The organism is Embleya sp. NPDC055664 (assembly GCF_053618075.1).
In genome coordinates this window covers 108895-122850 of record NZ_JBSHGZ010000005.1, presented here as the reverse complement: position 1 = coordinate 122850, position 13956 = coordinate 108895, and the positions used below count along the sequence as shown (strand labels likewise).

At 72.2% G+C, this 13956-nt stretch carries 10 protein-coding genes; 1 reads left to right on the top strand and 9 read right to left on the bottom strand.

Translation table 11 applies throughout. From position 1 onward, the window contains the following. Positions 1-183: 183 nt before the first annotated feature. The 6 genes from topA to ACWGR4_RS10710 form a co-directional block, all read right to left on the bottom strand. Positions 184-3054 carry a type I DNA topoisomerase gene (gene topA / locus ACWGR4_RS10735; protein ID WP_379998938.1) on the bottom strand — a complete coding sequence of 957 codons (2871 nt, stop codon included), beginning with the start codon at positions 3052-3054 and terminating at the stop codon, positions 184-186. Between the two features lie 434 nt (positions 3055-3488). Next, the gene (locus ACWGR4_RS10730) at positions 3489-5021 is read right to left on the bottom strand and encodes a DUF7059 domain-containing protein (RefSeq protein WP_452130124.1); all 1533 of its coding nucleotides are present in this window, start codon (positions 5019-5021) and stop codon (positions 3489-3491) included. A gap of 27 nt (positions 5022-5048) precedes the next feature. Then, positions 5049-5819 carry a hypothetical protein gene (locus tag ACWGR4_RS10725; RefSeq protein ID WP_379998934.1) on the bottom strand — a complete coding sequence of 257 codons (771 nt, stop codon included), beginning with the start codon at positions 5817-5819 and terminating at the stop codon, positions 5049-5051. Positions 5820-5966: 147 nt separating this feature from the next. Next, positions 5967-8321 carry a sodium-translocating pyrophosphatase gene (locus tag ACWGR4_RS10720; protein WP_379998932.1) on the bottom strand — a complete coding sequence of 785 codons (2355 nt, stop codon included), beginning with the start codon at positions 8319-8321 and terminating at the stop codon, positions 5967-5969. A gap of 283 nt (positions 8322-8604) precedes the next feature. Beyond that, positions 8605-9072, bottom strand: coding sequence for an ATP-binding protein (locus tag ACWGR4_RS10715; RefSeq protein ID WP_452130123.1), 468 nt, complete (start codon positions 9070-9072; stop codon positions 8605-8607). Between the two features lie 79 nt (positions 9073-9151). After that, positions 9152-9493 carry an STAS domain-containing protein gene (locus ACWGR4_RS10710; RefSeq protein WP_078976516.1) on the bottom strand — a complete coding sequence of 114 codons (342 nt, stop codon included), beginning with the start codon at positions 9491-9493 and terminating at the stop codon, positions 9152-9154. 126 nt (positions 9494-9619) lie between these two features. Between ACWGR4_RS10710 and ACWGR4_RS10705 the strand changes: the two genes are divergently transcribed. Next, the gene (locus ACWGR4_RS10705) at positions 9620-11977 is read left to right on the top strand and encodes a DEAD/DEAH box helicase (RefSeq protein WP_452130122.1); all 2358 of its coding nucleotides are present in this window, start codon (positions 9620-9622) and stop codon (positions 11975-11977) included. 948 nt (positions 11978-12925) lie between these two features. On the opposite strand, the gene ACWGR4_RS10700 is transcribed toward ACWGR4_RS10705, so the two are convergent. Genes ACWGR4_RS10700 through ACWGR4_RS10690 form a run of 3 tightly spaced genes read right to left on the bottom strand, consistent with a single transcriptional unit; the run spans position 12926 to position 13876 of the window. Further along, positions 12926-13306 carry an Rv3654c family TadE-like protein gene (locus ACWGR4_RS10700; protein WP_379998926.1) on the bottom strand — a complete coding sequence of 127 codons (381 nt, stop codon included), beginning with the start codon at positions 13304-13306 and terminating at the stop codon, positions 12926-12928. Further along, on the bottom strand, positions 13303-13638 hold the full coding sequence (locus tag ACWGR4_RS10695) for a TadE family type IV pilus minor pilin (protein ID WP_452130121.1): 336 nt from the start codon (positions 13636-13638) through the stop codon (positions 13303-13305). Before ACWGR4_RS10695 ends, ACWGR4_RS10700 begins: the two co-directional genes overlap by 4 nt. 40 nt (positions 13639-13678) lie before the next feature. Beyond that, positions 13679-13876, bottom strand: a complete 198-nt coding sequence (locus ACWGR4_RS10690; RefSeq protein ID WP_379998922.1) for a DUF4244 domain-containing protein — start codon at positions 13874-13876, stop codon at positions 13679-13681. Between the last annotated feature and the right edge of the window lie 80 nt (positions 13877-13956).

Sequence of the window (13956 nt, the reverse complement as noted above, 5' to 3'; positions counted from 1 at the left end):
TCGTCATCTGACGGGAAACGGCAACCTGGACCGGATCCCCGTGTTCCGGCGGCGGGACCGTAGCACAGGGCCCGCGGTCGTCGCCGCAACCGACCGGGGCGACGCCGGATCCCGCCGGCGCCGCCCGATCGATGCGTACCAGGAACGTCCCCACCGGGACATCCCTACCTCGGTCCTACCGCGTCACGCCTTGTCGGCGGCGTTGTTCGCGCCGGCGTTCGCGGTCGCCTTCGCGGCGGCGGCCTTGGTGGTCTTGCCGTCGGCCGCGGACTTCTTCGCGGCCGTCTTCTTCGCGGCGGTCTTCGTCGCCGTCGCCTTCTTCGCGGGCGCCTTCTTGGCCGCCGCCTTCTTCGCCGTCTTCTTCGCCGGACCCTTGGCCCGCTTCTCCGCGAGCAGCTCGTAGCCGCGCTCGGGGGTGATCGTGTCGACCGCGTCGCCCGCGCGCAGCGTGGCATTGGTCTCGCCGTCGGTCACGTACGGGCCGAACCGGCCGTCCTTGACCGTGACCGCCTTGCCGCTGACCGGGTCGGAGCCCAGTTCCTTGAGCGGCGGCTTGGCCGCGGCCCGACCACGCGCCTTGGGCTGGGCGTAGATCGCCAGCGCCTCCTCCAGGGTCACCGTGAACAACTGGTCCTCGGTCTCCAGGGAGCGCGAGTCGGTGTCCATCTTGAGGTACGGGCCGTAGCGGCCGTTCTGCGCGGTGATCTCGGTCCCGGTCTCCGGGTGCTTGCCGACCACCCGCGGCAGCGTGAACAGCCGCAGCGCGTCGTCGAGGGTCACCGTGTCCAACGACATCGACTTGAACAACGACGCGGTGCGCGGCTTGGGACCGTTCTTCGCGGCGGTCTTCTTGGCGGTCTTCTTCGCCGGCTTGGCGCCGTCCGCGGCCGGGGCGGGCGCGGCGGGGGCCTCGGGCTCGGGCAGCACCTCGGTCACGTACGGGCCGTAGCGCCCGTCCTTGGCCACGATCATGTGGCCGCTGACCGGGTCGATGCCCAGCTCGTGGTCGCCGCTGGGCTTGTCGAGCAGCTCCTCGGCCTTGGCCACGGTCAACTCGTCCGGCGGCAGGTCGTCGGGTACGTCGGCACGCCGGTCGCCGCGCTCGACGTAGGGGCCGTAGCGGCCCACCCGCAGCACGATGCCCTCGCCGACCGGGAACGAGTTGACCTCGCGGGCGTCGATCGAGCTGAGGTCGGTGACCAGGGCCTTGAGGCCGCCGAGGTGGTCCTCGTCGGGCCGGCTCTCGTCGCCGAAATAGAACCTGCGCAGCCACGGCACGGCCTCGGTCTCGCCGCGCGCGATCCGGTCGAGGTCGTCCTCCATCTTCGCGGTGAAGTCGTAGTCGACCAGCGTGGCGAAGTGGCCCTCGAGCAGCCCGACCACCGCGAACGCCAGGAAGGACGGCACCAGCGCGGTGCCCTTCTTGAACGTGTAGCCGCGGTCGAGGATGGTGCCGACGATCGAGGCGAAGGTCGACGGGCGACCGATCTCCCGGTCCTCCAGCTCCTTGATCAGCGACGCCTCGGTGTAGCGGGCCGGCGGCTTGGTCGCGTGGCCCTCCGGGGTGAGCTGATCGGCGCTGAGCGCGTCGCCCTCGGTGACCATCGGCAACCGGCGCTCGCGGTCGTCCAGCTCCGCGTCCGGGTCGTCGGAGCCCTCGACGTAGGCCTTGAGGAAGCCGTGGAAGGTGATGATCTTGCCGCTCGCGGTGAACTCGGCGTCCCGCCCGGGCAGGTCCGCGCCCTGGGCGACGCCGCCGATGCGCACGGTGACCGACTGGCCGATCGCGTCCTTCATCTGCGACGCGACGGTGCGCATCCAGATCAGTTCGTACAGCCGGAACTCGTCGCCGGACAGACCGGTCTCGGCCGGGGTGCGGAAGCTCTCGCCCGAGGGACGGATCGCCTCGTGCGCCTCCTGCGCGTTCTTGACCTTGCCGGCGTACACCCGGGGCGCGTCCGGCAGGTATTCGGCGCCGTACAGGTCCCGCACCTGCGCCCGGGCGGCCGTGACGGCCGTGTCGGAGAGCGTGGTGGAGTCGGTACGCATGTACGTGATGTGGCCGTTCTCGTACAACTTCTGCGCGACCTGCATGGTCCGCTTCGCGCCGTAGCCGAGCTTGCGCGAGGCCTCCTGCTGGAGCGTGGTGGTGCGGAACGGCGCGTACGGGGAGCGGCGGTAGGGCTTGCGCTCGACGGCGCGCACCGAGAACGCGGCGGATTCGAGCGCGGCGCTCAGCGCCCGGGCGCCGGCCTCCTCCAGCTGGAGCACGCCGGCGTTCTTGAGCTTGCCGTCGGGGCCGAAGTCGCGGCCCGAGGCGACCCGCTTGCCGTCGAGCGAGACCAGGCGCGCGTTCATCGTGCTCGGGTCGGTCGGGTCGCCGGGGCGGCCGGTGCCGAACACGCCGAGCAGGTCCCAGTAGGACGCCGAGGTGAACGCGCGGCGCTCCCGCTCGCGCTCGACCACCAGGCGGGTGGCCACCGACTGCACGCGGCCGGCCGACAGGCGCGGGCCGACCTTCTTCCACAGGACCGGCGAGACCTCGTAGCCGTAGAGGCGGTCCAGGATGCGCCGGGTCTCCTGCGCGTCGACCAGGCGCTGGTTGAGCTCGCGCGGGTTGCTCACCGCGGTGCGGATCGCGTCCTTGGTGATCTCGTGGAACACCATGCGGTGCACCGGCACCTTGGGCCGCAGGACCTCAAGCAGGTGCCAGGCGATGGCCTCGCCCTCGCGGTCCTCGTCGGTCGCGAGGAAGAGTTCGTCGGCGTCCTTGAGGAGCTTCTTGAGCTTGGCGACCTGGGCCTTCTTGTCCGCGTTGACCACGTAGATCGGCTCGAAGTCGGCGTCGACGTCGACACCCAGGCGGGCCCAAGGCTTGCCGGCGTACTCGGCCGGCACCTCGGCGGCGCCGTTGGGCAGGTCGCGGATGTGTCCCACGCTCGCCTCGACCACGTAACCGGGGCCGAGATAGCCCTTGATCGTTTTCGCCTTGGCCGGGGACTCGACAATGACGAGTCTCAGGCCGTCGCGCGCGGTCTCGCTGCTCGGGGACACCTTCGCTTCTCTCTCCATCGTCGTCGGCTGCGGCCGAGCCCGATCGGGCACGGCCGTACTGCGGCTTCGTATTCACATTGCGGTCGACCTGTGGCGGAGCGTGACCGGTGGTCGGCCCCGCGTGTCAAACCGGTGCTGCTCGGCTTGCGTCGCAAAGTCGTCCCGGCGCGGCTGTCCGTCCGGACGGTCCCCCCGGATCCGGCGATTACTCCGACGGCCGGGTCCCACGCCCCTCGAACGGTAACGCGCGCATCGCGGTTCCCGCCTCCCGACCCCGTTGGTTCGCGGCCGAGCGTGGTTCGCGGCCGAGTCGGGAGCCGCCGCCTCCATACAACACATTTTCTTGGCAACGGCAAGGAGCATCCGGTGGGGACAACACCTGCGACTGTACAGGCGTGTCGGCCCGGATCACGGTGCACCGGGCCAAGCCGCGCTCAGTCGGCGGTGCGCGACTGCGCCGACGGAGCGTCGCCGGCCTCGGGAAAGAGCAGGAATCCGTCGGCCACCAGACCGCGCAGTTCGCCGGGCACCGCGTCGCGCAGCGCGGCCGGGTCCTCCTCCAGCAACTGGGCGATCGCGTCCACGATGACGCCGGCCGGAAGCTGCCCGTCGCTGGCCCCGGCCAGGGCCGCGCCGACCGTGTCCACCCGATCCGCCCGGCACATCCCGCGCCGCTGACGCAGCACCACGCTCTCCGGGTCCTCCGCGCCGGGCGCGCCGGTCTGCTCCTGGACCACGTGCTCCGCGAGCCGGAAGGCGACGTCGAGCAGCCCGTCGTCGTCCGTCCGGGCGAGCCGGTCCTGCCGGTCGAACCAGGCGTGCACCTCCGCGCCGAGCGGTTGTTCGATCGTGTGCGGCCAGTCCTCGATGTGCACCGTCGGCGTGTCGGCGCCCGACGCGCGCAGCGTGATCCAGCCGAATCCGATCCCCTCCACGCCGTCGCGCTCGAACGCCGCCAGCCACGCGTCGTAGCGCTGCGCGTACGCCTCGCCGCGGTGGTCGCCCGAGTCGCGCAACCACAACTCGGCGTACTGCGCCGGGTCCTGGACGTCGCGCTGGACCACCCACGCGTCGCACCCGGTCGGCGCCAGCCAGGCGGCCAGCCGATCCTGCCAGTCCTGTCCGCGCAGGTGCTGCCAGTTGGCCAGCAGCTGGCAGTAGCCGCCTTCGGCGAGGTGGCGGGGCGCCTGCGCGACCAGCAGCCGGCACACCTCGTCGCCGGGCAGACCCGCGTCGCGGTAGGTGTACCGCTCACCCACCGGGGTGATCACGAACGGTGGGTTGGACACGATCAGGTCGAACCGCTCGCCCTCGACCGGCTCGAACAGACTGCCCTCGGCGAGGCCGACGTTGCCCACCCCGGACAGCGCCATGGTCAGCCGGGTCAGGTCGAGCGCCCGCTTGTTCACGTCGGTGGCCAGCACCGATTCGGCGTGGCGCGACGCGTGCAGGGCTTGGACGCCGCACCCGGTGCCCAGGTCGAGCGCGCGGCCCACCGGCTCGCGCACGGTGATCCCGGCGAGCGTGGTGGAGGCGCCGCCGATGCCGAGCACGTGGTCGGCGCGCACCGGGCCGTTGACCCCGCCGATGCCCGCGCCGAGGTCCGACACGACCCACCAGTCGGTGTCCGCCTCGCCGTAGGGCCGGATGTCCACCAGCGGCCGCACCGCGTCGCCGTCGCGCGCCAGCAGGCCCCCGGCGAGCGCTTCCTCGAGCGGCAGGGCGCGCCGCACGTGCGCCTCGGGCGCCGAGGTCTGGAGCAGGAACATCCGGATCAGCACCGCGAGCGGGCTCGCCGCGTCGGCCCGCAGCGCGCGCAGCGCGGGCACGGTCTCACCGCGCGACAGCGCCGCGTACGCCTGCGGGCCGAGCACGTCGAGGCAGCCGTCGACGGTGTAGTCGGCCGCGATCAGGGCCTCGCGGAGGCGGGCCACCTGTGAGGTGTCGTTCATCGTCACGCGCACCATCCTGCCCGCTACCGGTCGGCCGGAACGTCAGCCGGTCGCCGGCGGCGCGCTCGTGGTGCCGCTCGGGGGCGGCGACGAGGAGCCCGTGCCGGCGCTCGACGGCGGTGGGCTGCTCGGCGCGGTGGATCCGGACGGGGCGGTCGAACTCGGCGCCGTGGACCCCTTCGGCGTGCCGCTCGGGGACGCGCCGGTGGTGGGCGCGGAGGTCGCCGGCGCGGTCGGGATCACATCGGCCTTGCCCGCCGCGCAGCCCGGCACCGACGCGAGCGCCTTGCCCGCCTCGCCGCGGTGCAGCTTGTTCAGCGCGGTGTTCGAGGACGCCCGCAGCGCGTCGATCTCCGGTCCCAGCGAGCGCAGCCCGTCGGCGAACGTGTTCTGCTGGTCGGTCGCCAAGCCCTCGATCCGGTGCTGGATCCCGGTCCAGCCCTTGGCCGCGTTGCGCAGTTCGTCGACTACGGACATCCGCAGTGTGGCGCCGTCGGGCACCGCCGGTATGGACGCCTTGTCGATCGCGTCGGCCAGCGCGTTGTCCGCGTCCGCGAGCCGGGACACGTCCACCGCGAGCCGGGTGCGCAGCGTCGTGGGCGGCTCGTTGGGGACCACCTTGTCCACGTCGGCGAGCGCCGCCCGGGCCTCGTCGATCCGCGCGGTGACCTCCGTCGCGCAGACCTTGGCGGCCCACGCCTTCAGGTCGGCCTGCTTCTTCTTGTCCTCGTCGCTCTTGCCGTCGCCGCCGCCGCACGCGGTCAGGGCCGACGCCAGGACCAGCGCGGAGACCACCAGGAACTTCCTCGACACGCTTCCACCTTCGTTCGGACTTCCCTCGGAGCCGGACGCAGACTCGCACAGCGTGAAGGTGTCCGGTCAAACCGCGGGCCCGAACGCGGCACGGGCGCGGTCCCGGTTTCTCCGGTTCCGCGCCCGTACGTACCTCGGATCGGGGGATCAGGCCGCCGCCTTGGTCGGCTGCCCCTCACGGTCGCCGTCGCTGTCGCCGACGACCACCGACTTGCGTTTGCTGTACCAGACCGCGCCCACGATCACCACGACCGAGAAGGCCGCCGCGAGGGCCCGCAGGGCGCCGTTCTCGTCCGCGCCGATGCTCAGTTTGACCACCGCCGGCGCGATCAGCAGCGAGACCAGGTTCATCACCTTGAGCAGCGGGTTGATCGCCGGTCCGGCGGTGTCCTTGAACGGGTCGCCGACCGTGTCGCCGATGATCGTGGCCTCGTGCGCGGCCGAGCCCTTGCCGCCGTAGCTGCCGTCCTCGACCATCTTCTTGGCGTTGTCCCAGGCCCCGCCGGAATTGGCCAGGAACACCGCCATCAGGGTGCCGGTGCCGATCGCCCCGGCGAGGAACGCGGCCAGCGGCCCGATGCCCAGGGTGAAGCCGACCGCGATCGGGGCCATCACCGCGAGCAGTCCGGGCGTGGCCAATTCGCGCAGCGAGTCGCGGGTGCAGATGTCGACCACCCGGCCGTACTCGGGCAACTCGCTGCCGTCCATGATCCCGGGTCGGGTGCGGAACTGGTTGCGCACCTCGAAGACCACCGCGCCCGCCGCGCGGGAGACCGCGTTGATCGCCAGGCCGCTGAACAAGAACACCACGGCCGCGCCCAGGATCAGCCCGACCAGGTTGTTCGGCTGGGTGATGTCGGTGGCGAACGAGAGCGAGGTGAGCTTGGACGCGTCCTTCAGTCCGCCCGCCTCGTCCACGGCCGTGCTCACCGCGTCCCGGTAGGACCCGTACAGCGCGGTCGCCGCGAGCACTGCGGTCGCGATGGCGATGCCCTTGGTGATCGCCTTGGTGGTGTTGCCGACCGCGTCGAGTTCGGTGAGCACCTGCGCGCCCTCGCCCTCGACGTCGCCGGACATCTCCGCGATGCCCTGGGCGTTGTCGGAGACCGGCCCGAAAGTGTCCATGGCCACGATCACCCCGACCGTGGTCAACAGACCGGTGCCCGCCAGCGCCACCGCGAACAGCGCGAGCATGACGATGCCGGCGCCGAGCAGATACGCGCCGAGCACCGCGACCGAGATCAGCACCGCCGCGTACACCGCCGACTCCAGGCCGAGCGCGATGCCGGAGAGGATCACCGTGGCCGGACCGGTCAGCGAGGTCTTGGTGACGTCGCGCACCGGTCGCCTGCTGGTCTCGGTGAAGTAGCCGGTCAACTGCTGGATGACCGCGGCGAGCACGATCCCGATCAGCACCGCCACCAGCGCGAACACGCGCGGGTCGGCGTCGTGCGCCAGGATCTCCTGGTCGGTCAGCCCGTCCAGGTCCGAGAACTTGCTCGGCAGGTACAGGAACGCGGCGCCCGCGACCAGGACGAGCGAGATGACCGCCGAGACGAAGAAGCCCCGGTTGATCGCGCTCATCCCGCTGCGGTCGCCCGCGCGGGGCGCGACCGTGTAGATGCCCACCACGGCGGTCAGCACCCCGATGGCGGGCACGATCAGCGGGAAGACCAGGCCCGCGTCGCCGAACGCCGCCTTGCCCAGGATCAGCGCGGCGACCAGGGTGACCGCGTACGACTCGAACAGGTCGGCGGCCATGCCCGCGCAGTCGCCCACGTTGTCCCCGACGTTGTCGGCGATCGTCGCGGCGTTGCGCGGGTCGTCCTCGGGGATGCCCTGTTCGACCTTGCCGACCAGGTCGGCGCCGACGTCGGCGGCCTTGGTGAAGATGCCGCCGCCGACCCGCATGAACATCGCGAGCAGCGCGGCGCCGAAGCCGAAGCCCTCCAGCACCTTGGGCGCGTTCTCCCGGTACAGGATGACCACGAGCGCGGCGCCGAACAGGCCCAGGCCGACGGTGAACATGCCGGCGACGCCGCCGGTGCGGAAGGCGATCCGCATCGCGGTGTCCCGGCCGCCGGTGCCGGCTCGGGCGGCGGCGGCCACGCGCACGTTGCTGCGCACCGCGAGCCACATGCCGACGTAGCCGGTGACCGCCGAGAAGACCGCGCCCACCAGGAAGAACAGCGAGCGGCCGATCCGCTGGTTCCAGTCGTCGGCCGGCAACAGCATGAGCAGGAAGAAGACACCCGCCGCGAACACGGCGAGGGTGCGGAACTGCCGGGTGAGGTAGGCCGCGGCGCCTTCCTGGATCGCGCCGGCGATCCGGCGCATGGAATCGGTGCCCTCGTCGGCGCCGAGCACTTGACGCACGAGTCCGGCGGCGACGCCCAGGGCACCGAGGGCGATCACCGCGACGATCACGACATAGGTGAGATTGCCGCCGGACACGGACACGTCCGAGGCGAGTTGGAGTTCGGAGGGGTGGATCCCGGACATTCGTCCTCCTTGGCTAGGAGCACTTTCAGATCGGGACTTCTCAATGCGAAAGGAGTGTATGCAAATGATCAAGATCAGACCATGGGAATCGCCATGATCGGATCAAATTACCGATGAAATCCGGGCGCGATTCCCAAAATCGGCGTATCGATCCGGAATCAGGTTTTACGACCCGGAAATCGGGATACACGGGAACGCCGAAAATCGCCCCCGGGTGTCCCGGAGGCGATGCGGTGGAGCGACGTGGCGTGGTGGAGCGGGGTGGGGCCGGACGGACCCCGGGTCAGACCACGGTCTCGGCGGACTTGGCGCCGGAGGGCCACGACATGCGGATCACGCCGCCCTCGGCGCCGGCCCGCACGTCGAGATCGTCGACGAGGCCGAGGATGACGGCCAGGCCCATCTCGTTCTCGATCAGGTCGAGGCCGGAGCCGTTCGCGGCCAGGTCGGGCACCAGCCCGGCCCCCTCCGCGAGGCCCGCCTCGGTCAACGCCGGCTGCGGTACGCCGTCGTTGACCTCGATACAGAAGCGGCCGTCGCCGTCGTCCAGGGTGACCGTGACCGGGCGGTCGTCGTCCGCCCGGCTCCGGTGCATTCCGACGGCTCGGGAACACGCCTCGCCGACGGCGAGGCGCACCTCGTCGAGCACCGTCTCAGCAACCCCCGCTCGCCGCGCCACGGCGGCGGCGACGAGCCGCGCCGTGCGGACGTGTTCGGGCAGCGCGCTGAAGCGCAGCTCGACGATGGCCATGGTTCGTTCCCCCAGCCGTGCGTGCACCCGCCCGGATCCGCGCGGGTGCGATGTGCGTCCGGTCAGGACGTACGGTCGGTCAGTCGGACGCCTCGATGGCCGTGGCCACCGACGGATGAATCGGGAAGACCTTGGTCAGGCCGGTGATGCGGAAGATCTTCAGGATGCGCTCCTGAGTGCACACCAGCTGCAGCGACCCTTCGTGGGCACGCACCCGCTTCAGGCCGCCCACCAGCACACCGAGCCCGGTCGAGTCCAGGAAGTCGACTGCTTCCATGTCGACGATCAGGTGGAACTGGCCTTCGTTGACGAGTTCCACCAGTTGCTCGCGCAGCTTGGGTGCGGTGTATACATCGATCTCGCCGCCCACCTCGACGATCGTACGACCGCCCTCGGTTCGGGTCGACAGGGACAAGTCCACGGATCCTCCAGCACCTTGCTCTTGAGCGGTCGCCCCCCATGGATCGGCAGCCGCCAAGGCATTCAACCACTTATGGGCACTAGGGGACGATGAATCCCGCGACATTGGATGTAACACTGGTGCCCGATGCAGCCCAGTACACGCCCCCCGGAAGGTCTTCTCGGCCGCCTTATGGCGGGTCGGGATCGACCCGAACGAGTGACGCACGTCCGGCGCATACCCGCTCGCGAAGGCGTCACCTCGGCCTGGCCCGACTGGGTTCGGCCGGAGGTGGGCGACGCGTTTCGCGGCGCGGGTATCGAACTGCCGTGGGAACATCAGGCCCGCGCCGCCTCTGTTGCGGCATCGGGCCGCTCGGTCGTGATCGCCACCGGCACCGCCTCGGGCAAGTCCCTCGCCTATCTGTTGCCGGTTCTCACGACCCTGGTCGAGGGCGCGGGCGCGCCCAGCGGGCGCGGTGCGACCGCACTCTACCTCTCTCCGACGAAGGCGCTGGCCTCGGATCAGGCGCGCGCCGTCGAGGAGTTGCGCGCGGCGAACCCCGCGCTCGGGTGTGTCCGCACCGCCACGTACGACGGAGACACCCCGGTGGAGATCCGCCAATGGGTGCGCGCGCACGCGTCGTACGTCCTGACGAATCCCGACATGGTGCACCGCGCGCTGTTGCCCGGGCACCGCTCGTGGGGGGCTTTCCTGCGCACGCTGCGCTACGTGGTGATCGACGAATGCCACACCTATCGCGGTGTTTTCGGCTCGCATGTGGCCCAATTGATCCGTCGTCTGCGTCGGGTGTGTCGCCGGTACGGATCGGACCCGGTGTTCATCCTGGCGTCGGCCACGGTGTCCGATCCGGCCGTCGCGGCCGAACGGTTGATCGGCGCGCCGGTGGTCGCGGTGACCGAGGACGGCTCGCCGCACGGCGAACTGGTGTTCGCCCTGTGGGAGCCGCCGCTGACCGGCCACGAGGGTGAACACGGCGCGCCCGTACGGCGTACCGCGACGGCCGAGACCGCCGATCTGCTCACCGACCTGGTGCTCGACGGGGTGCGCACGGTGGCGTTCGTGCGCTCGCGGCGCGGCGCGGAGGTGGTCCGGGTGATCGCCCGGGACCACCTGGCCCGGGTGGACGAGGGGTTGGCCGACCGGGTGGCCACCTATCGCGCGGGCTACCTGCCCCAGGAGCGGCGGGCGATCGAGCGGGCGCTGCACGACGGCAGCCTGCTGGGGGTGGCCGCGACCACCGCGCTCGAATTGGGCGTGGACATCTCCGGGCTGGACGCGGTGCTGATCGCGGGCTATCCCGGCACCCGGGCCTCCCTGTGGCAGCAGGCCGGACGCGCGGGACGGGCCGGCCAGGAGGCGCTGGCGGTGCTGGTGGCGCGGGACGATCCGCTGGACACGTTCCTGGTGCACCATCCCGAGGCGCTGTTCGATCGGCCGGTCGAGGCGACGGTGCTCGATCCGGACAACCCGTACGTGCTGGCCCCGCACCTGTGTGCCGCCGCGGCCGAGTTCGCGCTGACCGACGAGGACCTGGAGCTGTTCGGGCCGGTGGCCGCCGAGTTGTTGCCGGGTCTGGAACGGCGCGGGCTGCTGCGCAAGCGGTCGACGGGCTGGTACTGGACCAGCCGGGAGCGGGCCACCGACCTGACCGACATCCGCGGCGCGGGCGGGCCGGCGGTGCGGGTGGTGGAGCAGGACACGGGCCGCATCCTGGGCACGGTCGACGCGCCCGCCGCGCACTCGGCGGTGCACCCCGGGGCGGTGCACCTGCACCAGGGCGACACGTACCTGGTCCGCGAGCTCGACCTCGGCGAGGGTGTGGCGCTGGTGCGGCCGGCGAATCCGGACTGGACCACCAGTGCGCGCGAGGTCACCGAGATCCGGATCCTGGAGACGGTACGCAGCCGGGAGTGGGGCGCGGCCCGCCTGCACTTCGGTTCGGTCGAGGTCACCGGCCGGGTGGTCTCCTTCCAGCGCAAGCGGATCGTCACCGGCGAGGTGCTGGGCGAGCACAAGCTGGACCTGCCCGAACGCAGCCTGCGCACGCGCGCCGTGTGGTGGACGGTGACGCCCGAGCAGGTCGCCGATGCGGGCATCGACCCGACCGACCTGCCCGGCGCCGCACACGCCGCCGAGCACGCCTCGATCGGCCTGCTGCCGCTGTTCGCCACCTGCGACCGCTGGGACATCGGCGGGGTCTCCACGTCGCTGCACCCGGACACCCGCCTGCCGACCGTCTTCGTCTACGACGGCCACCCGGGCGGCGCCGGCTTCGCGGAACGCGCCTACGTCACCGCCGACACCTGGCTCACCGCGACGAGGGAGGCCATCGCCTCCTGCGAATGCGACCACGGCTGCCCCAGCTGCATCCAGTCCCCCAAATGCGGCAACGGCAACCAGCCGTTGAACAAGCCGGCCTCAATCGCCCTGCTGGACGCACTACTACGGGAGGCGGAGGGGACGAGCAACCCGAAGGGGTAGCAAAGCCCAGGCGGCAGGAGCACGCCGACCTGGCCAGGCGTGCGTGCGGGCGGAGCCAGGCAGGACGGGCCGCCCGGGCGGACACGCCGGCCGGGCTGCCCGCCCTGGTCGAGGGCGCGGGCGCGCCCAGCGGGCGCGGTGAAACCGCACCTCGGACGGGCCGATCAGCACCGGCCGAACGGGCGGGCCGATCAGGGTCGGGCAGGCGCCGGGCCGGCCAGACGGAGTGGGCGCGCCGGGCGGGACGGGCAGGTCCGGCGGGTGGGCCGGGCGGGCGGGGCGGACAGCGTCAGCCGAATGGGCAAGCCGGTCGGTCCGGACCGGGCGGGCGCCAGGCGGGGCGGGCAGAACGGGCCGGCCGGGCCAACCGGGCGGTCAGGGTGGAGGGCGTCAGCCGAACAGACGGGCCAACCGGGGTCGGGCCGGCCAGACGGGTGGGCGCGCGTCGGGTGGGACGAACAGGCCCGGTGGGTGGGCGGGGCAGACAGGGTCAGCCGAACAGGCGAGCCGATCAGGGTCGGGCGGGCGCCAGACGGGGTGGGCGCGCCGGGCCTGCCAGGCAGGACGGGCCGCCCGGGCGGACACGCCGGCCGGGCGGTCGGGTGCGCGCCGGGTCAGCCGAACAGGCGAGTCGATCAGGGTCGGGCGGGCGCCGGGCCGGTCAGACGGGTGGGCGCGCCGCGCGAGACGAGCAGGCCCGGTGCGTGGGCCGGGCGGCCGGCCGGCCGGGCAGGGATGGGCGAACGGGTAAGCCGGTCCGGGCCGCGTGGACGCCAGGTGGGGGCGGAGCGGGGCGGGCAGACGGGTGGGCGGGGCCGGGCAGGGGCAGGCAGGTGGGACGGGCCGGGCAGGTGGGGTCGGCTTGTGCCGTGTGGGGTGCGGCGGGGTGGGCCGGCCCCGTGGGGGGCGCTTGGGTTGGTGGGGGCTTCTCTGGGCGGGTGGGGTGGGTCAAGGGCTGCTTGGGGGGTCTGGTGGGGGTGTGGGGGTGGCTGGGCCGGCTCGGGCGGTGGCTTGGGCTGTGCCGATTCGGGTGGGGGCCGATACGCGGACCTCGGCGAAGCCGTTGGTGAGCCGGCAGCTCGTCAGGTCCGTGTGCTGGGCTCGGGCCACTCGGCGGGCCAGGGCGCAGGCCTCGTCGGGGCCGGACCCGGCGACGGATCGGGCCGCGGCAGCCAGCGCGGCCAGGTCGGCGGCGGCACCGGCGCGGTGTCGGGCCGCGACCGCTCCGGCGAAGGCGAAGACGAACGCCGCCGCGCACATCGGGATCAGCGCGAACGCAAGCACCCACAGGGTGGCCGAACCCTCCTGGCCCGACCGGCCTCCCCTCACGGCGGCGCCTCCGCCTCGACAGCCGCCACCGCCGTATGTTCCACGTGGAACGTGACCCCGGCCCAGGCCGCACCCGGCACACCGACCTCGGCGGTGACCCGGAAGCGCACCAGACCGTCCCCACCGGACACCCCCGTCCGCGCAGCGGCCGGCCCGACGGCCGCGGCCCGCGCCACCGCGACCTCGGTCGGCTCGCCCCGCGCCAGCGCCCGAGCCCCGGCCTGCGCCGCGTCCACACAGCGGATCTGCGCGGTGGCGGCCCCGATCCCGGCCGTCAGCACGGCGGTCAACACCACCAGGACCGGCAACACCACGGCGGTCTCCGCGGTCACGAATCCGTCCGCCCCGCGAAGCCCCCACCCCGCACGAGCCTCAGAACGAGACATCGAGTGCCTTGGTGATCACCCGGGCGAGCGCCGCGGCGACCCCCGGGCTGGTCACGATCTTGAACAACACCGCGCCGAACGCCACCGCGGCGACCGTACCGACCGCGTATTCCGCGGTCGTCATCCCGGTGTCGACACGCAGCCACGACCACACCCGACGTGCGCTCGGAATCGACATGCGCATGAGTCCCCCCTCATCGATACGGACCTACATGAAACCTGCATGAAACGTCTATAAAAATGTGCACTTCGGACACACCCGCC